The 21,109-nt window shown below is 70.9% G+C and carries 17 protein-coding genes; all 17 read right to left on the bottom strand.

The features are described 5' to 3' along the window. Positions 1-44: 44 nt before the first annotated feature. The 17 genes from ACIQ9P_RS20110 to ACIQ9P_RS20030 all read right to left on the bottom strand — a co-directional run bounded on the left by ACIQ9P_RS20110 (position 45) and on the right by ACIQ9P_RS20030 (position 21,104). On the bottom strand, positions 45-1,097 hold the full coding sequence (locus ACIQ9P_RS20110) for a 2-oxoacid:ferredoxin oxidoreductase subunit beta (protein ID WP_402357466.1): 1,053 nt from the start codon (positions 1,095-1,097) through the stop codon (positions 45-47). Further along, entirely contained in the window at positions 1,094-3,106 is a 2,013-nt protein-coding gene (locus tag ACIQ9P_RS20105; RefSeq protein WP_402357463.1) for a 2-oxoacid:acceptor oxidoreductase subunit alpha, read from the bottom strand. The genes ACIQ9P_RS20110 and ACIQ9P_RS20105 overlap by 4 nt, the downstream gene beginning before the upstream one ends. 234 nt (positions 3,107-3,340) lie before the next feature. After that, a complete protein-coding gene (locus ACIQ9P_RS20100) occupies positions 3,341-4,003 on the bottom strand; it encodes a LuxR C-terminal-related transcriptional regulator (protein WP_402357460.1) in 663 nt (220 codons plus the stop codon). Between the two features lie 114 nt (positions 4,004-4,117). After that, positions 4,118-5,128: a polyprenyl synthetase family protein gene (locus ACIQ9P_RS20095; protein ID WP_402357457.1), complete on the bottom strand. Its 1,011-nt coding sequence runs from the start codon at positions 5,126-5,128 to the stop codon at positions 4,118-4,120. A gap of 257 nt (positions 5,129-5,385) precedes the next feature. Further along, positions 5,386-7,023, bottom strand: coding sequence for an NADH-quinone oxidoreductase subunit NuoN (nuoN, locus tag ACIQ9P_RS20090; protein WP_402357454.1), 1,638 nt, complete (start codon positions 7,021-7,023; stop codon positions 5,386-5,388). After that, positions 7,020-8,669, bottom strand: a complete 1,650-nt coding sequence (locus ACIQ9P_RS20085) for an NADH-quinone oxidoreductase subunit M (protein ID WP_402357451.1) — start codon at positions 8,667-8,669, stop codon at positions 7,020-7,022. The genes nuoN and ACIQ9P_RS20085 overlap by 4 nt, the downstream gene beginning before the upstream one ends. Before the next feature lie 37 nt (positions 8,670-8,706). Then, positions 8,707-10,602, bottom strand: a complete 1,896-nt coding sequence (nuoL, locus tag ACIQ9P_RS20080) for an NADH-quinone oxidoreductase subunit L (RefSeq protein WP_402357448.1) — start codon at positions 10,600-10,602, stop codon at positions 8,707-8,709. A gap of 13 nt (positions 10,603-10,615) precedes the next feature. Then, positions 10,616-10,915 carry an NADH-quinone oxidoreductase subunit NuoK gene (nuoK, locus tag ACIQ9P_RS20075; RefSeq protein ID WP_030300898.1) on the bottom strand — a complete coding sequence of 100 codons (300 nt, stop codon included), beginning with the start codon at positions 10,913-10,915 and terminating at the stop codon, positions 10,616-10,618. Then, positions 10,912-11,823, bottom strand: a complete 912-nt coding sequence (locus ACIQ9P_RS20070) for an NADH-quinone oxidoreductase subunit J (protein ID WP_402358011.1) — start codon at positions 11,821-11,823, stop codon at positions 10,912-10,914. The genes nuoK and ACIQ9P_RS20070 overlap by 4 nt, the downstream gene beginning before the upstream one ends. Positions 11,824-11,837: 14 nt before the next feature. Beyond that, positions 11,838-12,449: an NADH-quinone oxidoreductase subunit NuoI gene (gene nuoI / locus ACIQ9P_RS20065; protein WP_402357445.1), complete on the bottom strand. Its 612-nt coding sequence runs from the start codon at positions 12,447-12,449 to the stop codon at positions 11,838-11,840. A 6-nt stretch (positions 12,450-12,455) separates the two neighbouring features. Then, positions 12,456-13,832, bottom strand: coding sequence for an NADH-quinone oxidoreductase subunit NuoH (gene nuoH, locus ACIQ9P_RS20060; protein ID WP_402357442.1), 1,377 nt, complete (start codon positions 13,830-13,832; stop codon positions 12,456-12,458). Next, positions 13,829-16,330: an NADH-quinone oxidoreductase subunit G gene (locus ACIQ9P_RS20055; protein ID WP_402357439.1), complete on the bottom strand. Its 2,502-nt coding sequence runs from the start codon at positions 16,328-16,330 to the stop codon at positions 13,829-13,831. The genes nuoH and ACIQ9P_RS20055 overlap by 4 nt, the downstream gene beginning before the upstream one ends. Next, a complete protein-coding gene (nuoF, locus tag ACIQ9P_RS20050) occupies positions 16,327-17,688 on the bottom strand; it encodes an NADH-quinone oxidoreductase subunit NuoF (protein WP_402357436.1) in 1,362 nt (453 codons plus the stop codon). The genes ACIQ9P_RS20055 and nuoF overlap by 4 nt, the downstream gene beginning before the upstream one ends. Then, positions 17,688-18,488 carry an NADH-quinone oxidoreductase subunit NuoE gene (nuoE, locus tag ACIQ9P_RS20045; RefSeq protein ID WP_402357433.1) on the bottom strand — a complete coding sequence of 267 codons (801 nt, stop codon included), beginning with the start codon at positions 18,486-18,488 and terminating at the stop codon, positions 17,688-17,690. The genes nuoF and nuoE overlap by 1 nt, the downstream gene beginning before the upstream one ends. Continuing rightward, entirely contained in the window at positions 18,485-19,840 is a 1,356-nt protein-coding gene (locus ACIQ9P_RS20040) for an NADH-quinone oxidoreductase subunit D (RefSeq protein ID WP_402357430.1), read from the bottom strand. The genes nuoE and ACIQ9P_RS20040 overlap by 4 nt, the downstream gene beginning before the upstream one ends. Next, positions 19,840-20,553 (bottom strand): NADH-quinone oxidoreductase subunit C, encoded by a 714-nt coding sequence (locus ACIQ9P_RS20035; protein WP_402357427.1) that lies wholly within the window; start codon positions 20,551-20,553, stop codon positions 19,840-19,842. Before ACIQ9P_RS20035 ends, ACIQ9P_RS20040 begins: the two co-directional genes overlap by 1 nt. Beyond that, positions 20,550-21,104: a NuoB/complex I 20 kDa subunit family protein gene (locus ACIQ9P_RS20030; RefSeq protein ID WP_376139412.1), complete on the bottom strand. Its 555-nt coding sequence runs from the start codon at positions 21,102-21,104 to the stop codon at positions 20,550-20,552. Before ACIQ9P_RS20030 ends, ACIQ9P_RS20035 begins: the two co-directional genes overlap by 4 nt. Positions 21,105-21,109: the final 5 nt, after the last annotated feature.

The following is a 21,109-nucleotide window of genomic DNA, read 5'->3' as shown; positions in this document are numbered from 1 at the left end:
GTCGGGGGCGCCGCTGTGCCTGCCGGTCGGACGGGCGGCCGGGGTCAGTCGACCGTCCAGGTGTCACCGCCCGCGAGCAGTGTCGCCAGATCGCCCTCGCCCCGGTCGGCGACGGCGGTGTCCAGCTGGTCGGCCATCAGTTCGTCGTACACCGGTCGCCGGACCTCGCGCAGCACCCCGATCGGGGTGTGGTGCAGGGTGTCCGCGTCGGCGATCCGGGACAGCGCGAACGCCGTCGCCGGGCCGGCCGCGCGGGCGTCGTGGACCAGGACCGCCGACTCGTTGTCGGCCGTGACCTCACCGACGGTCAGTTCGCCGTCGGCGCCGCGGAAGACGCCCCGGGCCAGGTCCGTGCCGAACCGGATCGGCCGGCCGTGCTCCAGCCGGATCAGCGCCTCGTCCCGGGTGCCGGGCTCCTTGAGCACCTCGAAGGCGCCGTCGTTGAAGATGTTGCAGTTCTGGTAGATCTCGACCAGCGCCGTGCCCTCGTGCTCGGCCGCCGCCCGCAGGACCGACTGGAGGTGCTGGCGGTCGGAGTCGATGGTCCGGGCGACGAAAGTGGCCTCCGCGCCGATGGCCAGCGAGAGCGGGTTGAACGGGGCGTCCAGCGAACCCATCGGGGTGGACTTGGTGATCTTGCCGATCTCGCTCGTCGGTGAGTACTGCCCCTTGGTCAGGCCGTAGATACGGTTGTTGAACAGCAGGATCTTCAGATTCACATTCCGGCGCAGCGCGTGGATCAGATGGTTGCCGCCGATCGACAGCGCGTCGCCGTCGCCGGTCACCACCCAGACGCTGAGGTCCCGCCGGGAGGAGGCCAGTCCGGTGGCGATCGCCGGTGCCCGGCCATGGATCGAGTGCACTCCATAGGTGTTCATGTAGTACGGGAAACGGGAGGAGCAGCCGATACCGGAGACGAAGACGGTGTTCTCCCGTCTGATCCCCAGCTCGGGCATGAACGCCTGTACCGCGGCCAGGATCGCGTAGTCACCGCAGCCGGGGCACCAGCGGACCTCCTGGTCGGTCTTGAACTCCTTGGCGCTCTGCGGCGCCTCGGCCTTCGGGACCAGCTTCAGCGAGGGGAACTGCTGGCTCATCGGTTGTCCTCCTCGTCCAGGGTGCCGATCGCCGCCCACAGCACGTCCGCCAACTGCGCCGCCTTGAAGGGCAGTCCGCGCACCTGGTTGTAGGACTGCGCGTCCACCAGGTACTTGGCCCGCAGCAGCAGCGCCAGCTGGCCGAGGTTCATCTCGGGGACGATGACCTTGTCGTAACCCCGCAGCACCGCGCCGAGATTGGCGGGAAAGGGATTGAGGTTGCGCAGGTGCGCCTGGGCGACCCGGCCGCCGTCCGCCCGGACCCGGCGGACCGCCGCGGTGATCGGGCCGTAGGTCGAACCCCAGCCGAGCACCAGCACCCGGGCCCCGCCGGTGGATCCCTCCTGACCGTCGCCGGGCGAGGAGGACGGGTCGTCGACCTCCAGGTCCGGCACCTCGATGCCGTCCACCTTGGCCTGCCGGGTGCGGACCATGAAGTCGTGGTTGGCCGGGTCGTAGGAGATGTTGCCGGTGCCGTCCTGCTTCTCGATGCCGCCGATCCGGTGCTCCAAGCCGGGTGTGCCGGGCACCGCCCAGGGGCGGGCGAGGGTCTGCGGGTCGCGCAGGTACGGCCAGAAGGCGCCGTCCTCGCGGTTCGGGCCGGTGGCGAAGTCCGGCTCGATGGTGGGAAGTTCGTCCACCTCGGGGATCCGCCACGGCTCCGAGCCGTTGGCCAGGTAGCCGTCCGAGAGCAGGAAGACCGGGGTGCGGTAGGCGACCGCGATCCGGGCCGCCTCCAGCGCCGCGTCGAAGCACTCGGCCGGGGTGGCCGGGGCCACGATCGGCACCGGGGCCTCGCCGTTGCGCCCGAACATCGCCTGCAGCAGGTCGGCCTGCTCGGTCTTGGTCGGCAGGCCGGTGGACGGGCCGCCGCGCTGGATGTCCACCACCAGCAGCGGGAGTTCGAGCGAGACGGCGAGCCCGATGGTCTCGCTCTTCAGGGCCACGCCCGGGCCGGAGGTGGTGGTCACGCCGAGCGCGCCGCCGAAGGCCGCGCCCAGGGCCGCGCCGATGCCGGCGATCTCGTCCTCGGCCTGGAAGGTGCGCACGCCGAAGTTCTTGTGCCGGCTCAGCTCGTGCAGGATGTCCGAGGCCGGGGTGATCGGGTAGGAGCCCAGGTAGAGCGGCAGCCCCGAGCGGCGGGAGGCGGCGATCAGACCGTAGGACAGCGCCAGATTGCCGGAGATGTTGCGGTAGCGGCCCGGCGGCAGCTTGGCCGGCGGCACCTCGTAGGAGACCGCGAAGGTCTCGGTGGTCTCGCCGAAGTTCCAGCCCGCCCGGAAGGCGCTGATATTGGCCTCGGCGATCTGCGGCTTCTTGGCGAACTTGGTGCGCAGGAACGCCTCGGTGCCGTGGGTCGGGCGGTGGTACATCCAGGAGAGCATGCCCAGCGCGAACATGTTCTTCGCCCGCTCGGCGTCCTTGCGGGCCAGGCCGCTCTCCTTGAGGGCCTCCAGGGTCAGCGTGGTGAGCGGCACCTTGTGCAGGTGGTAGCCCTCCAGCGAACCGTCCCCCAGCGGGTCCGCGCCGTAGCCGACCTTGGCCAGCGCGCGCTTGGTGAACTCGTCGGTGTTGACGATGATCGACGCGCCGCGCGGCAGGTCGGGGAGGTTGGCCTTGAGGGCCGCGGGGTTCATCGCCACCAGGACGTTGGGCGCGTCCCCGGGGGTCAGGATGTCGTGGTCGGCGAAGTGGAGTTGGAAGGACGAGACACCCGGCAGCGTTCCGGCGGGAGCGCGGATCTCGGCCGGGAAGTTGGGCAGGGTGGAGAGGTCGTTGCCGAAGGACGCCGTCTCCGAGGTGAAGCGGTCACCGGTGAGCTGCATGCCGTCGCCGGAGTCTCCGGCGAATCTGATGATCACCCGGTCCAGCCTGCGGATCGGCTTGGCGCCACGGTGCTGCGGACCGACCGGCACAGCGGGGTCGGAGCGATCCCCGCCGGGCCCGGACCGGCCCTCGTCGCCGTCCGAGCCGTCCACTGCTTCTGACTGATCGACCTGACTGGTCACTGCCGCGGACCTCCTCGTGGGCACCAGCCGCGGGCGTGAGCCGTGTGCCCCGTCCGCCTGGTGCACCTCTCGCATCCTATGCGGGTAAGGATTGCCTTGGACGGAACTCCCCGATGCGGCGGAAAATCACCGCCGCACCCATAAACAACACCGTGGACGACCGGAACCGTACCCGGCCGGGGAAGGTTGGTTCGAATACGAATACAGGCTGCGCGCAACCCGTCGGCGAGCCGGTCAGGAATTCAGATAAGTCAGCACGGCGAGGACCCGGCGGTGGTCCCCGGGGCTCTGCGCCAGGCCCAGCTTGAGGAAGATGTTGCTGACGTGCTTCTCCACCGCGCCCTCCGAGACCACCAGCTGCTTGGCCACCGCGGTGTTGGTCCGGCCCTCCGCCATCAGCCCCAGCACCTCGCGCTCGCGCGGGGTCAGTCCGGCCAGCACATCGCCCTTGCGGCTGCGGCTCAGCAGCTGCTGGACGACCTCCGGGTCCAGCGCGGTACCGCCCTCGGCCACCCGGACCACCGCGTCCACGAACTCGCGCACCTCGGCGACCCGGTCCTTCAGCAGGTAGCCGACGCCCCGGGTGGATCCGGCCAGTAGTTCGGAGGCGTAGCGCTCCTCGACGAACTGCGACAGCACCAGCACACCGAGCTGCGGATACCGGCCGCGGAGCGTGACACAGGCCCGCAGGCCCTCGTCGGTGTGGGTGGGGGGCATCCGCACGTCCGAGACCACCACGTCGGGCAGCGCGTCGGCGGCGGCCAGGTCGTGGATGGTGCTGATCAGCGCGTCACCGTCCGGGACGCCCGCCACGACCTCCAGGCCCCGGTCGGTGAGCAGCCGGGTCAGACCCTCCCGCAGCAGTACGGAGTCCTCGGCGATGACGACGCGAAGCATGGCGGCCTTCCGGATGGGCGGAGCTGCGGACACGGTGCTGACGGGTGTCAGTCTCCCCCATCCGGGTGTCCGCCGTTGCGCCGGACGGCACTTCGCGCCGCCCACCCGCGAGCGTCACATGGTGCGGATCGCCACCGAGTCGCAGAGCGCCTGGAGCGCGTCCTTGGCCGGCCCGTCCGGCAGCGGGTCCAGCATCGCGCGGGCCTCCTCGGCGTGGCGCAGGGTCTCCCGGCGGGCGTGCTCCAGCGCCGGGTGGCGGCGCAGCAGCCGCAGCGTCTCGCCGTGCAGCTCGTCGTCGGCGAGGTCCTGGTGGAGCAGCTCGCGCAGCCGGGTGTCGGCGGGGTCGGACGGGTCGGCCGCCATCTGCCGCAGCAGCAGGGTCGGCAGGGTCTCGACGCCCTCGCGCAGGTCGGTGCCGGGGGTCTTGCCGGACTCGTGCCCGTCGCTGGCGATGTCGAGCACGTCGTCGGCCAGCTGGAACGCGATGCCGATCCGCTCGCCGAAGGAGCTGAGGATGTCGATCACCCACGGTTCGGCGCCGGCGGCCAGTGCTCCTATCCGGCAGGAGACGGCGATCAGCGAACCGGTCTTGCCGGCCAGCACGCTCAGGTAGTGGTCCAGCGGGTCGTCGTCCGGACCGGGGCCGGCCGTCTCCAGGATCTGGCCGGTGACCAGCCGCTCGAACGCGTCGGCCTGCAGCCGGACCGCCTCCGGGCCGAGGTCGGCCAGTACCTGGGAGGCACGGGAGAAGAGGAAGTCGCCGGTCAGGATGGCGACCGAGTTGTCCCAGCGGGAGTTGGCGCTGGGGGCGCCGCGTCTGACCGGGGCCTCGTCCATCACGTCGTCGTGGTACAGCGTGGCGAGGTGGGTGAGCTCGACCACGACGGCGGCCGGGATCACGCCGGTCGCGCCGGCGTCGCCGAACTGGGCGGACAGCAGCACCAGCAGCGGACGGAAGCGCTTCCCGCCCGCGGCCATCAGATGGCTGGCGGTGACGGTGATGAAGGGGACGTCGCTCTTGACGGCCGCGGCGAGCGCGATCTCGACCGCGTCCATCCCGGCCTGGACGTCACGGGTCAGATCGCGGTCCTGCACGCTGAGCCCAAAGGGTCCCACGACGGTCACGAAGACCACTCCTCTGTCCCTGGTCGATCTAGCGGCCCGGTCCCTGAGTGCCGCCGCTGGCCATACAGGCAGGGTATCCGGTCGCGAGTGGATCACTGCACGGGCGTGCGGCTCTGTCATGCGCGGGGCGTCCCCGCTGGCCAGCGAGGATGCCCGAACGAAGCGTCCGGGCCGCGCGCGGGGCGCGACCCGGACGGTCGTCGGAGCGGTCGGACCGGACCGTCGCCGGGGCGTTCGGCCGGGCCGGCGGCGGACGGTCAGCCGACGAAGAACACGGCCTTCGAGGCGAGATCGAGGAAGTACTGCGGCAGCAGTCCGAGCCCGATCGTGACCAGCACACCGATACCGATCGCGGTCGCCGTGAAGGCGCTCGGGACGGCGACGGTCGGGCCGCCCGGCTGCGGCTCGGAGAAGAACATCAGCACGATGACCCTGACGTAGAAGAACGCCGCCACCGCCGAGCTGAGCACACCCACGATCACCAGCGGGGTGGCGCCGCCCGCCGCCGCGGCCTGGAAGACCGCGAACTTGCCGGTGAAGCCCGAGGTCAGCGGGATGCCCGCGAAGGCCAGCAGGAAGAGCGCGAACACCGCCGCGACCAGCGGGGAACGCCGGCCGAGACCGGCCCAGCTGGACAGGTGGGTCGCCTCGCCCTTGGAGTCGCGCACCAGGGTGACCACGGCGAAGGCGCCGAGGGTCACGAAGGAGTAGGCCAGCAGGTAGAACAGCACCGAGCCGACGCCCTGCCGGTTGCTGGCGATCACACCGGTCAGGATGAACCCGGCGTGCGCGATCGAGGAGTAGGCGAGCAGCCGCTTCACGTCCTGCTGGGTGACGGCCAGGACCGCGCCCACCACCATGGTGAGGATCGCCACCCCCCAGAGCACCGGCCGCCAGTCCAGCCGCAGCGCCGGGAAGGCCACGTAGAACAGCCGCAGCACCGCGCCGAACGCGGCCACCTTGGTCGCGGCCGCCATGAAGCCGGTGACCGGGGTCGGCGCGCCCTGGTACACGTCCGGGGTCCAGGAGTGGAACGGCACCGCGCCGACCTTGAACAGCAGACCGACCGTCAGCATCGCCAGGCCCGTCAGCAGCAGGGCGTCGTTCTGGGTCGAGGAGACCAGCGCCGGGGTGAGCAGCGCGTTGCCGGAGATGACGTCGGCGACCTCGCCGAGCCGCACCGTGCCCGCGTAGCCGTACAGCAGCGCGGTGCCGAACAGGAAGAACGCCGAGGCGAAGGCGCCGAGCAGGAAGTACTTGACCGCCGCCTCCTGGGAGAGCAGCCGGCGGCGCCGGGCCAGCGCGCAGAGCAGGTAGAGCGGGAGGGAGAAGACCTCCAGCGCCACGAACATGGTCAGCAGGTCGTTGGCGGCGGGGAACAGCAGCATGCCGCCGACCGCGAACATGGTGAGCGGGAAGACCTCACTGGTGGTGAAGCCGGCCCGGATCGCGCTGCGCTCCTGCTCGCCGCCGGGGGTGGCGGACGCCTGCGCGGCGAAGGCGTCGGCCGGCTCCCCGCCGGCCTTCGGCTCCAGCCGGCGCTCGGCGTAGGTCAGCACCGCGACCACCGCGACCAGCAGGATCACGCCCTGCAGGAACAGCGTCGGGCCGTCCAGGGCGACCGCGCCCATCGCGACCGCCTCGACCTTGGTGGTGCCGTAGCCCTGTGCGGCGAGCACCAGGACGGCGACGAAGGCGCCGGCCAGGCCGACCAGGGCGGTCACGACCTGGGCCCAGTGCCGCAGCCGCCGGGGCAGGAACGCCTCCAGCAGGATGCCGACCACCGCGGCGCCGAACACCACCAGCATCGGCGACAGCTGGCCGTACTCGATGTGCGGCGCGGGGATGCTCTGGGTGCTGCCGCCGGCGGCGGCGAGCCATCCGGTGCTGCTCACTTGTGCTCACCTCCTGAGCGGGCGGTCCCGTCCTGGGCGGTCCCGTGGTCGGCGGACACCGGGTGCGCCGGTGCCGGGTCGGTCTGGTGCACCTGCGAGAGGGTGGCGTTCACCGACGGGTTGACGAGGTCGGTGAGCGGCTTCGGGTAGACACCGAGCAGTACGGTCAGTGCCACCAGTGGGGCGACCACGGCGAGTTCGCGGACCTTGAGGTCCTCCATGCCGCGCACCTCCTCCTTGACCGGGCCGGTCATGGTGCGCTGGTAGAGCAGCAGGGCGTACAGCGCGGCGAGCACGATGCCGAAGGTGGCGACGATGCCCACCGCCGGGTACCGGCTGAAGGTGCCGACCAGGACCAGGAACTCGCTGACGAACGGGGCCAGGCCGGGCAGCGAGAGCGTGGCCAGCCCGCCGATCAGGAAGGTCCCGGCGAGCACCGGGGCGACCTTCTGCACGCCGCCGTAGTCGGCGATCAGCCGCGAACCGCGACGGGAGATCAGGAAGCCGGCCACCAGCATCCACGCGGCGGTGGAGATGCCGTGGTTGACCATGTAGAGGGTGGCGCCGCTCTGGCCCTGGCTGGTCATCGCGAAGATGCCCATGATGATGAACCCGAAGTGCGAGATCGAGGCGTAGGCGACCAGCCGCTTGATGTCCTTCTGGCCGATGGCCAGCAGCGCGCCGTAGACGATCCCGACCAGGGAGAGGACCAGGATCGCCGGGGCGAAGGTCTTCGAGGCGTCCGGGAACAGCCCGAGGCAGAAGCGGAGCATCGCGAAGGTGCCGACCTTGTCCACCACGGCGGTGATCAGCACGGCGGTGCCCGCGGTGGCCTCGCCCATCGCGTTCGGCAGCCAGGTGTGCAGCGGCCACAGCGGGGCCTTGACCGCGAAGGCGAAGAAGAAGCCGAGGAAGAGCGCCTTCTCCGCGGTGCCGCCGAGCTGCAGCCGGCCGTCGGCGACCGCCGAGGTGAGCGTCTGCAGGTCGAAGGTACCGAGGCCCTGGTCCTGCGCGATCACGTACAGACCGATCACGGCGGCCAGCATGACCAGGCCGCCGAGAAGGTTGTAGAGCAGGAACTTGACCGCAGCGTAGGAGCGCTGGCGGGCGGACTCGGGGCCGCCCGCCCGGTCTCCGAAGCCGCCGATGAGGAAGTACATCGGGATCAGCATGGCTTCGAAGAAGACGTAGAAGAGGAAGACGTCGGTGGCGTAGAAGGAGACGATCACCATCGCCTCCACCGCCAGCACCAGGGCGAAGAACGCCTGGGTGCGCCGCCTGTTCTCGAACGACCCCTCCGGGGCCGCGGCGGCCGGGTCCGCGTCGTGCCAGGAGGCGAGCAGCACGACCGGGACCAGGACGGCGGTGAGCAGGGCGAGCACGGCGCCGATGCCGTCCACCCCGAGTGCGAAGGTGATGCCGAAGGATCGGATCCAGCTGTAGGACTCGGTCAGCTGGTAGCGGGCGCCGTCCGGGTCGAACCGCGCGGCCACCGCGACGGCCAGGGCCAGGGTGGCGGCGGAGAAGACCAGCGCCACGATCTTGGTGTTCCGCCGCCGCGCCTCGGTGGAGCCGGCGGGCAGGGCGGCGGTGACCACCGCGCCGACCGCCGGAACGGCGCAGGTGGCGGTGAGGAGGACACTCATGCCTCGGCCTCCCCACGATGTGTGTAATCCGGGTGCATCAGACGGACCTCATCAGGAGAGTCGTGGCGACCAGCACCAGCGTGCCGCCGAACATGGAGAGCGCGTACGTGCGGACGTAGCCGTTCTGGATCCGCCGCAGCCGGCTGGAGACACCGCCGATGGTCGCCGCCAGGCCGTTGACGAAACCGTCCAGGCCGCGGCTGTCGAAGTAGACCAGCGCCGCGGCCAGCGCCGAACCCGGGCGGACCAGGACGGCGTGGTTGAAGTCGTCCTGGAGGAGGTCCCGGCGGGCGGCCCGGGTGAGCGGGGAGCCGTACGGCGGCACCACCGGGACGGCGGAGCGGCCGTACATCAGGTACGAGAGCGCGACGCCGACCAGCATGCAGGCGCTGGTGAGCAGGGTGACCACCAGCGGAGCGAGCGGGGAGTTCCCCTCGTCGTGCCCGGTGATCGGCTCCAGCCAGGTGAGGAACGAGTCGTTGAAGGCGAACAGCCCGCCGGCGAAGACCGAGCCGAAGGCCAGCACGATCATCGGGACGGTCATGGTCTTCGGCGACTCGTGCGGGTGCGGGTCGTGGCCCTCGGCGTCCGGCTGCCAGCGCTTCTCGCCGAAGAAGGTCAGGATCATCACCCGGGTCATGTAGAACGCGGTCACGGCGGCGCCGGTCAGGGTGCACAGGCCGAGGATCCAGCCCTCGGTGCCGCCCTTGGCGAAGGCCGCCTCGATGATCTTGTCCTTGGAGAAGAAGCCGGACAGGCCGGGGAAACCGATGATGGCCAGGTAGCCGAGACCGAAGGTGACGAAGGTGACCGGCATGTACTTCCGCAGGCCGCCGTAGTGACGCATGTTCACCTCGTCGTTCATGCCGTGCATGACCGACCCGGCGCCGAGGAACAGCCCCGCCTTGAAGAAGCCGTGGGTCACCAGGTGCATGATCGCGAAGGCGTAACCGATCGGGCCGAGACCGGCCGCGAGGATCATGTAGCCGATCTGCGACATGGTCGAGCCGGCCAGCGCCTTCTTGATGTCGTCCTTGGCGCAACCGACGATCGCGCCGAAGAGCAGGGTGACCGCGCCGACCACCACCACGGCGGTCTGGGCGTCCGGCGCCAGGTTGAAGATCGCCCCGGAGCGGGTGATCAGGTAGACGCCGGCGGTGACCATGGTGGCCGCGTGGATCAGCGCGGACACCGGGGTCGGGCCCTCCATCGCGTCCCCGAGCCAGGACTGCAACGGCACCTGCGCGGACTTGCCGCAGGCGGCGAGCAGCAGCATCAGGCCGATCGCGGTCAGCTTGCCCTCGCTCGCGCTGCCGGCGGCGCCGAACACCGGCTCGAAGGCGAAGGAGCCGAACTCGACGAACATCAGCATGATCGCGATGGACAGGCCCATGTCGCCGACGCGGTTGACGATGAACGCCTTCTTGGCGGCGGTGGCGGCGCTCGGCTTGTGCTGCCAGAAACCGATCAGCAGGTAGGAGGCGAGGCCCACGCCCTCCCAGCCGAAGTACAGCAGCAGGTAGTTGTCGGCCACCACCAGCAGCAGCATCGCCGCCAGGAAGAGGTTCAGATAGGCGAAGAAGCGGCGCCGGCGCTCGTCGTGCGCCATGTAGCCCACCGAGTAGAGGTGGATCAGGGTGCCGACGCCGGTGATCAGCAGGACGAACGTCATCGAGAGCTGGTCGAGCCGGAAGGAGATGTCGGCCTGGAAGCCGTTCACCGGGATCCAGCTGAACAGGTGCTTGGTCAGGGCGCGGTCCTCCGCGTCCCGGCCCAGCATGTCCGAGAACAGCGCGAGGCCGAAGCCGAAGGAGAGCGCGGCGAGCGCGGTGGCCAGCCAGTGGCCGATGCGGTCGAAGGCCCGGCCGCCGAGCAGCAGCAGGGCGGCACCGGCCAGCGGGGCCGCGACCAGCAGTGGAATGAGAGAGTTCACCGAGGTCCTCCGCCTACAGCTTCATCAGGTTGCTGTCGTCGACCGAAGCGGAATGCCTGGTCCGGAAGATCGAGACGATGATCGCGAGGCCCACCACGACCTCGGCCGCCGCCACCACCATGGTGAAGAAGGCGATGATCTGGCCGTCCAGGTTCCCGTGCATCCGGGAGAAGGTGACCAGCGCCAGGTTGGAGGCGTTCAGCATCAGCTCGACACACATGAACAGGACGATCGCGTTCCGCCGGATCAGTACGCCGGAGGCGCCGATGGTGAACAACAGGGCGGAGAGATAGAGGTAGTTGACCGGATTCACTCCGCCCCCTCCTCGTCGTGGTCGGACGCCGGGCGGTTCGCCGGCGCCGGGCGGTTGGCGGCCACCGGCTCCAGGGCCTTGCGCGGGCCGGTCCCCGGCGGGCGCTCGGACGGCGGGCGGCCCAGCCAGTCGGCGGTGGTGGACTCCAGCTCGGCCATCCGGGCCAGCATCTCCTGGCTGACGTCCCGGATCTGGCCGCGCTCGCGCAGGGTCTCCATCACCGAGTCCTCGGCGATCGAGCCGTCCGGCAGCAGCGCCGGGATGTCCACCGCGTTGTGCCGGGCGTAGATGCCGGGTGCGGGCAGCGGCGGGACCTGGATGTTGTCGGCGACCCGCTGGGCGGCCAGCTCGCGCTGGGTCTTCGGGGCCTTCACGTGCTCGCGGTGGGTCAGCACCATGGCCCCGATCGCGGCCGTGATCAGCAGCGCCCCGGTGACCTCGAAGGCCCACACGTACTTGGTGAAGATCAGCCGGGCCAGGCCCTGGACGTTGCCCTCGGCATTGGCCTCGCCGAGACCGGCGAAGGTGTCCAGCTTGGCGTTGGCGATCCCGGCGACCATCAGCACGCCGAAGCCCAGGCCGCAGAGCGCGGCGGCGAACCGCTGACCCTTCAGCTGCTCCTTCAGCGAGTCCGCGCTGGTCACGCCGACCAGCATCACCACGAACAGGAAGAGCATCATGATCGCGCCGGTGTAGACCACGATCTGCACCACGCCCAGGAACACCGCGCCCTGGGCCATGTAACAGACCGCCAGGGCGAGCATGGTGGCCGCCAGGCAGAGCGCGCTGTGCACCGCCTTGCGCATCAGCAGCGTCCCGAGCGCTCCACCGACGGCGATCACCGCGAGCACCCAGAACTGGACGGCCTCACCGGTGGAGGTCGCGCCCGTCACGGCCGCGAGGTTCAGCGAGGTGGCGGCGCTCACGACTGGGCCTCCTTCTCCCGCTCGGTGGGCTCCTGACGGACCGTGCCCGGCGCCGCCGCGGTGATCTCGCCCCGGTAGTAGGCGCCCTCGTCGGCACCGGGGAAGATCGAATGCGGACTGTCGACCATGCCCTCGGAGAGGCCGACCAGCAGCTGCTCCTTGGTGAAGATGAGGTCCTGGCGGGAGGAGTCCGCGAGCTCGTACTCATTGGTCATGGTGAGCGCGCGGGTCGGGCACGCCTCGATGCAGAGCCCGCACAGGATGCAGCGGGCGTAGTTGATCTGGTAGACCGCCCCGTACCGCTCACCGGGCGAGTAGCGCTCGTCCTCGCGGTTGTCCGCGCCCTCGACGTAGATCGCGTCGGCCGGGCAGGCCCAGGCGCACAGCTCGCAGCCGACGCACTTCTCCAGACCGTCCGGGTGCCGGTTCAGCTGGTGGCGGCCGTGGAAGCGCGGGGCGGTGGGCTTCTTCTGCTCCGGGTACTGCTCGGTGAGCCGCTTCTTGAACATGGCCTTGAAGGTCACGCCGAAGCCGGCGGCCGGTCCGAGGATGGACGGCTTGTCGGCCCGCTCGGGCCGGTCGTTCCGGGCGTTCTGGTCGGACGACATCTCGGTTCAGCTCCCTTCGGAATGGTCGGCCCCGTTGAGGGCGTCCTGCAGTTGCTTCGGGGCGCGGCTGGGCCGGCGCGGGACCGGCGGGAGCTGCTGGCCGGGCAGCGGGGGCACCGGGTAGCCGCCGGCCATCGGGTCGAACTCCCCCTGCGGCAGCTCGGAACCGGGCTCCGGCTTGCGCTTCACGACGTCCCGCAGCAGGCCGAGCAGCAGCAGCACACCGACCGGGGCACCGACGTACAGCACCACCTGGCCGAAGCCGTAGCCCTCGTTGCGCAGGGCCCGGACGCTGGCCACCATCACCAGCCAGGCCAGCGAGACCGGGATCAGCACCTTCCAGCCGAGCTTCATGAACTGGTCGTAGCGGAACCGGGGCAGGGTGCCGCGCAGCCAGATGAAGAAGAACAGCAGCAGCTGGATCTTGAGGGTGATCCAGAGCAGCGGCCACCAGCCGTGGTTGGCGCCCTCCCAGAACGTGGAGACCGGCCACGGGGCCCGCCACCCGCCCAGGAACAGGGTCGAGGCGACCGCCGAGACGGTGACCATGTTGACGTACTCGGCCAGCATGAACATCGCGAACTTCAGCGAGGAGTACTCGGTGTTGAAGCCGCCGACCAGCTCGCCCTCGGCCTCCGGGAGGTCGAACGGCGCGCGGTTGGTCTCACCGACCATCGCGACGATGTAGACGATGAACGAGACCGGCAGCAGCACCGCGAACCAGGTCGGCTGCTGCGAGGAGACGATCTCCGAGGTGGACATCGAGCCGGAGTAGATGAAGACCGCCGCGAAGGACAGGCCCATCGCGATCTCGTAGCTGATCATCTGGGCCGAGGAGCGGATCCCGCCGAGGAGCGGGTAGGTCGAGCCGGAGGACCAGCCCGCCAGCACGATCCCGTAGATGCCGACCGAGGCGGTGGCCAGGATGTAGAGCAGCGCCACCGGGAAGTCGGTCAGCTGCATCGGCGTCCTGGTGCCGAAGATCGAGATCTCGTCGCCGGCCGGGCCGAAGGGGATCACCGCGAAGGCCATGAACGCCGGGATGGCGCAGACGATCGGGGCCAGGATGTAGACCACCTTGTCGGCGCCCTTGACCACCAGGTCTTCCTTGAGCGCCAGCTTCACGCCGTCGGCGAGCGACTGCAGCAGGCCCCAGGGACCGTGCCGGTTGGGCCCGATGCGCAGCTGCATCCAGGCCACCACCTTGCGCTCCCAGACGATCGCCACGAGGACCGTGCCGACCAGGAAGCCGAAGCAGAACACCGCCTTCAGCAGGACCAGCCACCACGGATCGCGGCCGAAGAAGCCGAGCGTCTCGTTCGCGGCGAGCTCGGCCAGGGCGGCCGGGCCGTGTCCGGCGAGCGGGTGCGGGGTCGGGGTCACTTCTCCTCCTCCTCGGGCCCGGCCGTCCCGGCCGGCGCGACGGCCTCGGCGGCGGCGATGGTGACCAGGTGGCCGATGGTGGTGCCGAGGGTCCGGTAGGCGCCGCCCGGAGTGGAGTTGAGCGGGATCCAGACCGTACGGTCCGGCATCTCCTCGGCGATCTCCAACGGCAGGGTGAGCGAGCCGGCCGGGCCGGTCAGCCGCAACGCGGGCGCGGTCGCGGCGCCGATCTCGGCCGCGGTGGTCGGCGAGATCCGGGCGACCGCGGGGTGCCGGGTGCCGGCCAGGTGCGGATCGCCCTGCTGGAGCGAGCCCCGGTCGAGCAGCAGCCGCCAGCCGGCCAGGACCGCCTGGCCGGTGGCCGGGCGGGGCAGCAGACCGGGATGGGCGGCCGGCCCGGCCGGACGGTCGCCGGTCCAGGGCAGGAAGCGGTCCAGCTCCTGCCGGGCGGCGCGGACGTCGGGCAGACCGAGCCGGTGGCCCATGGCGTCCGCGAGCATGTTCAGCACCCGCAGGTCCGGGTACAGGTGACGGCCCATCTGCTGGTCCGGCTTGAGCGCGGCCTCGAACATCCGCACCCTGCCCTCCCAGTCCAGGAAGGTGCCGGCCTTCTCGGCGACCGCGGCCACCGGCAGCACCACGTCGGCGTGGGCCGTGACGGCGGACGGGCGCAGTTCCAGCGAGAGCACGAACGGCACGGCGGCCAGGGCCTTCTCGGCCAGCGCCGGGTCGGCGAGGTCCTCCGGGTCGACGCCGCCCACCACCAGGGCGCCTAGTTCGCCGCCGAAGGCCGCGGCGAGGACCTCCTCGGTGTCCCGGCCGGGACGGCCCGGGAGTTCGGCCATGCCCCAGGCGGCGGCGACCTCGGCCCGGGCGGCCGGTGCGGCGACCGGGCGGCCGCCGGGCAGCAGGCCGGGCAGCACGCCGGCCTCGACCGCGCCGCGCTCGCCGGCCCGGCGGGGGATCCAGGCCAGCCGGGCGCCGGTGGCGTGCGCCAGCCGCAGGGCGGCGGTGAGCGCGCCGGGGGCGGCGGCCGCCCGCTCGCCGACCAGGATCACCGCACCGGGGGTGCGGAGCAGTTCGGCGGCGCGGCCGGCGTCGTCGTTGAGCGGCTCGTCGGCGGCGAGCGCCGCCAGCCACTCGGCCTCGGTGCCGGGGGCGGCCGGCAGCAGCGATCCGCGCAGTTTGGCCAGGCCCCGGGAGGCGTGCGGGGCGATCGAGAAGACCGTGAGACCGTCGCTCCGGTTGGCCTTGCGCAACCGCAGGAAGACGATCGGCGACTCCTCCTCGGGCTCCAGAGCCACCAGCAGGACCGCCGGCGCGGCCTCCAGCGCCGCGTAGTCGACGGCGCTGCCACCGATGTCGACGCCCTGGCCGGCCACCGCGGCGGCCAGGAACTCCGCCTCCTCCCCGCTGTGCGGGCGGGCCCGGAAGTCCACGTCGTTGGTGCCGAGCACCACCCGGGCGAACTTGGAGTAGGCGTAGGCGTCCTCGACCGTGACCCGGCCGCCGGTGAGCACTCCGGTACGGGCCTCGCGCAGCCCCTCGACGGCCCGGGCCAGCGCCTCCGGCCAGGAGGCGGGGACGAGCTCGCCGTCCCGCCGGACCAGCGGGGTGGTGATCCGGTCCCGCTGCTGGGCGTAGCGGAAGGCGAACCGGCCCTTGTCGCAGTTCCACTCCTCGTTGACCGCCGGGTCCTCACCGGCCAGTCGGCGCAGCACCTTGCCGCGGCGGTGGTCGGTGCGCTGGGCGCAGCCGGCGGAGCAGTGCTCGCAGACGCTCGGCGAGGAGGTCAGGTCGAACGGACGGGAGCGGAAACGGTACGCCGCCGAGGTGAGGGCACCGACCGGGCAGATCTGGATGGTGTTGCCGGAGAAGTACGACTCGAAGTCGTCGCCCTCGCCGGTGCCGACCTGCTGGAGGGCCCCGCGCTCGACCAGGTCGATGAACGGGTCCCCGGCGATCTGCTGGGAGAACCGGGTGCAACGGGCGCAGAGCACGCAGCGCTCGCGGTCCAGCAGCACCTGGCTGCTGATCGGCACCGGCTTCTCGTAGGTGCGCTTCATCCCCTCGAAGCGGGAGTCCGTGTCACCGGTGGACATCGCCTGGTTCTGCAGCGGGCACTCGCCGCCCTTGTCGCAGACCGGGCAGTCCAGCGGGTGGTTGATCAGCAGCAGCTCCATCACGCCGCGCTGGGCCTTCTCGGCGACCGGCGAGCTGAGGTGGGTGCGCACCACCATGCCCTCGGCGACCGGGATGGTGCAGGAGGCGACCGGCTTGCGCTGGCCCTCGACCTCGACGATGCACTGCCGGCAGGCGCCGGCCGGGTCGAGCAACGGGTGGTCGCAGAAGCGCGGGATCTGGGTGCCGATCTGCTCGGCGGCCCTGATCACCAGGGTCCCCTTGGGGACCTGCACTTCGACGCCGTCGATGGTGAGCGTGACCAGCTCGACCGCGGCCTTGTCGCCCGTGGAGGTGGATGGCTCTGTGATCGTCACGCGTGCACCTCCCTTTCGGTGGCGGACTGGTGGCCGGGGCGGGGGCCGTCGGCCCAGACGGTGGAGGCGGCCGGGTCGAAGGGGCAGCGACGCTCGGCGAGGTGCTGCTCGTACTCGGCCCGGAAGTGCTGGAGCGAGGAGACGATCGGGCTGGCCGCGCCGTCGCCCAGGGCGCAGAAGGACTTGCCGTTGATGTTGTCGGCGATGTCGAGGAGCTTCTCCAGGTCGCCCGCGACGCCCTGGCCGGCCTCGATCCGCTTGAGCAGTTGGACCAGCCAGTAGGTGCCCTCACGGCAGGGGGTGCACTTGCCGCAGGACTCGTGGGCGTAGAACTCGGTCCAGCGGGTGACGGCGCGGACCACGCAGGTCGTCTCGTCGAAGATCTGCAGTGCCTTGGTGCCGAGCATCGAGCCGGCCGCGCCGACGCCCTCGTAGTCCAGTGGGACGTCGAGGTGCTCCGCGGTGAACATCGGGGTGGAGGAGCCGCCCGGGGTCCAGAACTTGAGCTCGTGGCCGGCCCGGACGCCGCCGCTGATGTCGAGCAGCTGGCGCAGCGTGATGCCGAGCGGGGCCTCGTACTGGCCGGGGTTGGTGACGTGGCCGGAGAGCGAGTAGAGCGTGAAGCCGGGGGACTTCTCGGTGCCCAGACTCTTGAACCACTCCTTGCCGCGGGCCAGGATCGGCGGCACCGAGGCGATCGACTCGACGTTGTTCACCACGGTCGGGCAGGCGTAGAGGCCGGCGATGGCCGGGAACGGCGGACGGAGCCTGGGCTGGCCCCGGCGTCCCTCCAGCGAGTCCAGCAGCGCCGTCTCCTCGCCGCAGATGTAGGCGCCGGCACCGGCGTGGACGGTGATGTCCAGGTCCAGTCCGGAGCCGAGGATGTTCCGGCCGAGCAGCCCGGCCTCGTACGCTTCGGCGACGGCGGCCTGGAGCCGGCGCAGCACCGGCACGACCTCGCCGCGCAGATAGATGAAGGCGTGGTCGCAGCGGATCGCGTAGGACGCGATGATCATGCCCTCGATCAGCGAGTGCGGGTTGGCGAACATCAGCGGGATGTCCTTGCAGGTACCCGGCTCGGACTCGTCCGCGTTGACCACCAGGTAGTGCGGCTTGCCGTCGTTCTGCGGGATGAACTGCCACTTCATTCCGGTGGGGAAACCGGCGCCGCCGCGACCGCGCAGGCCGGAGTCCTTGACCAGGGCGATCACGTCGTCCGGGGGCATCGCGAGGGCGGCCGCGAGGCCCTCGTAGCCGGCGTGCCGGCGGTAGGTGGCGAGCGTCCAGGGACGGTTGTCGTCCCAGAACGCCGACAGCACGGGGGTGAGCAGCTTCTCGGCCGGCTCGGCGGAGGTCATCACGCTTCCGTCCCTTCCTGGCCGGTGCCCTCGGCGGACCCGCCGTCGTGGCGGGGGTCCTCGCGACGGGTGTCCTCGTGGCGGGGGGAGACGACGCGGGTACCGGCGGTGCCGGGCAGGGCCTCGCCGCGGGCCAGCCGCAGACCGGCCAGCGAGGCGGCGCCGCCCGCCCCCGACTCGTCGACGGCGCCGGGGCGCTCGTCGGGGAAGCCGGCCAGGATCCGGGCGGACTCCTTGAAGGAACAGAGCCGGGCGCCACGGGTCGGGACGGCCTCACGGCCCGCGCGCAGGTCGTCGACCAGCAGCTTGGCGCTGTCCGGCGTCTGGTTGTCGAAGAACTCCCAGTTGACCATCACCACGGGCGCGTAGTCGCAGGCGGCGTTGCACTCGATGTGCTCGATCGAGATCCGGCCGTCCTCGGTGGTCTCGTTGTTCGCGATCCCCAGGTGTTCCTGGAGTTCGGCGAAGATCTGGTCGCCGCCGAGCACGGCGCACAGGGTGTTGGTGCAGACCCCGACGTGGTACTCGCCGGCCGGCCGGCGCCGGTACATGGTGTAGAAGGTTGCGACCGCGGTGACCTCGGCGGTGGTGAGGTCGAGCTGCTCGGCGCAGAACCGGATGCCGGTCGGGCTGACGAAGCCCTCCTCGGCCTGCACCAGGTGCAGCAGCGGCAGCAGCGCGGACCGGGCCACCGGGTAGCGGCTGATCAGCTCCGCGGCGTCGGCGGCCAGCCGGGTGTGCACCTCCTCGGGGTACGGCCTGGCCGGCAGTGCCGGCATCCCCAGTTGGACGTCTGTCACCGGTCCACGCCTCCCATCACCGGGTCGATCCCGGCCACCGAGACGATGACGTCGGCCACCTGGCCGCCCTCGCACATCGCCGCCATCGTCTGCAGATTGGTGAACGACGGGTCCCGGAAGTGGACCCGGTACGGACGGGTCCCTCCGTCGCTGACCACGTGCACGCCCAGCTCGCCCTTGGGCGACTCGACCGCCACGTACGCTTGGCCGGCCGGGACCCGGAACCCCTCGGTGACCAGCTTGAAGTGGTGGATCAGGGCCTCCATCGAGGTGCCCATGATCTTCCGGATGTGGTCGAGGGAGTTGCCCATGCCGTCCGGGCCGACCGCGAGTTGGGCAGGCCAGGCGATCTTCTTGTCCGCCACCATGACCGGTCCGGGGCGCAGCCGGTCCAGGCACTGCTCGACGATCCGCAGGGACTGCTTCATCTCCTCCAGCCGGATCAGGAACCGCCCGTAGGAGTCGGCACCGTCCGCGACCGCGACCTCGAAGTCGTAGTTCTCGTAGCCGCAGTACGGGTCGGTCTTGCGCAGGTCGTGCGGCAGGCCGGTGGCGCGCAGGATCGGACCGGTGGCGCCGAGGGCCAGGCAGCCCGGCAGGTCGAGGAAGCCGACGTCGACCAGGCGGGCCTTGAACACCGGGTTGCCGGTGGCGAGTTTGTCGTACTCGTGCATCCGGGAGCGGATGGTCTTCACGGCCTCGCGGATCTGGTCGACCGCGCCGGGCGGGAGGTCTTGGGCGAGGCCGCCCGGGCGGACGTAGGCGTGGTTCATCCGCAGACCGGTGACCAGCTCGAAGACGTCCAGGATCAGCTCGCGGTCGCGGAAGCCGTAGATCATCAGGGTGGTGGAGCCGATCTCCATACCACCGGTGGCCAGGCAGACCAGGTGGGAGGAGATCCGGTTGAGCTCCATCATCAGGACCCGGATGACGTCGGCCCGTTCCGGGATGTCGTCCGTGATGCCGAGCAGCTTCTCGACCGCCAGGCAGTAGGCGGTCTCGTTGAACAGCGGGGTCAGGTAGTCCATCCGGGTCACGAAGGTGGTGCCCTGGACCCAGTTGCGGAACTCCATGTTCTTCTCGATGCCGGTGTGGAGGTAGCCGATGCCGCAGCGGGCCTCCGTCACCGTCTCGCCGTCGATCTCCAGGATCAGCCGCAACACCCCGTGGGTGGAGGGGTGCTGGGGGCCCATGTTGACGATGATGCGCTCGTCGTCGGCCCGGGCCACGGCGTCGACCACCTCGCCCCAGTCGCCGCCGGTGACCGTGAAGACCCGGCCCTCGGTGGTTTCCCTGGCGCCCGCCTCGGCCGCGCCGCCCTGGTTCGTCTCCTCGTAGTGCTGGGTGCTCATCAGCTGTACGACCTCCGCTGGTCGGGCGCCGGGATCTGGGCGCCCTTGTACTCGACGGGGATGCCGCCGAGCGGGTAGTCCTTGCGCTGCGGGTGTCCCAGCCAGTCGTCCGGCATCATGATCCGGGTGAGGGCCGGGTGCCCCTCGAAGACCAGGCCGAAGAAGTCGTACGCCTCGCGCTCGTGCCAGTCGTTGGTGGGGTAGACGCTCACCACGGACGGGATGCGCGGATCGGCGTCCGGCGCGGTGACCTCCAGCCGGATCAGCCGGCCGTGGGTGATCGAGCGCAGGTGGTAGACCGCGTGCAGTTCACGGCCCTTGTCGCCCGGGTAGTGCACACCGCTGACGCCGAGACAGAGCTCGAACCGCAGCGCCGGGTCGTCGCGCAGGGTGCGCGCGGTGCGGAGCAGATGCTCGCGGGCGATCCGGAAGGTGAGCTCGGCGCGATCGACGACGGTCTTCTCGATCACCTCGGCCGGGTCGAGGCCCTGTTCCTCCAGGGCTCCCTCCAGCTCGTCGGCGACCTCGTCGAACCAGCCGCCGTACGGGCGCTCGCTGGCTCCGGGCAGGACGACCGGGGCGACCAGGCCGCCGAACCCGGAGGTGTCGCCGCTGCCCTGGGCACCGAACATGCCCTGGCGGCGACCGACCACCTCCACCGGGATCTCGCGGCGCGGCCCCTCGCGGCGGGTCTCGGGTACCTGCTCGTTCATCGCAGCAGCCCCCGCATCTCGCTCACCGGGGTGGCCTGCAGCGCGAGCGCCTCGCCCAGCTCCTCGGCCCGGCGCCTGTTCGCGCCGAGCGGCTCGTGCTGGATCTTGTCGTGGAGCTTCAGGATCGCGTCCATCAGCATCTCCGGACGCGGCGGGCAGCCGGGCAGGTAGATGTCCACCGGGACGATGTGGTCGACGCCCTGCACGATCGCGTAGTTGTTGAACATCCCGCCCGAGGAGGCGCAGACGCCCATCGAGATGACCCACTTGGGGTTGGCCATCTGGTCGTAGACCTGGCGCAGCACCGGGGCCATCTTCTGGCTCACCCGGCCCGCCACGATCATCAGATCGGCCTGCCGGGGCGAACCCCGGAACACCTCCATGCCGAAGCGCGCCAGGTCGTAGCGGCCCGCGCCGGTGGTCATCATCTCGATCGCGCAGCAGGCCAGCCCGAAGGTGGCCGGGAAGAGCGATGCCTTGCGTACCCAGCCGGCCGCTGTCTCCACGGTCGTGAGCAGAAAGCCGCTCGGCAGCTTCTCCTCGATTCCCATCAGAT

The sequence above is a fragment of the Kitasatospora sp. NPDC094019 genome (genome assembly GCF_044764505.1).
Lineage (GTDB): Bacteria > Actinomycetota > Actinomycetes > Streptomycetales > Streptomycetaceae > Kitasatospora.
The sequence above is the reverse complement of the archived record's forward strand: the minus strand, read 5'-3'. Positions and strand labels throughout refer to the sequence as shown.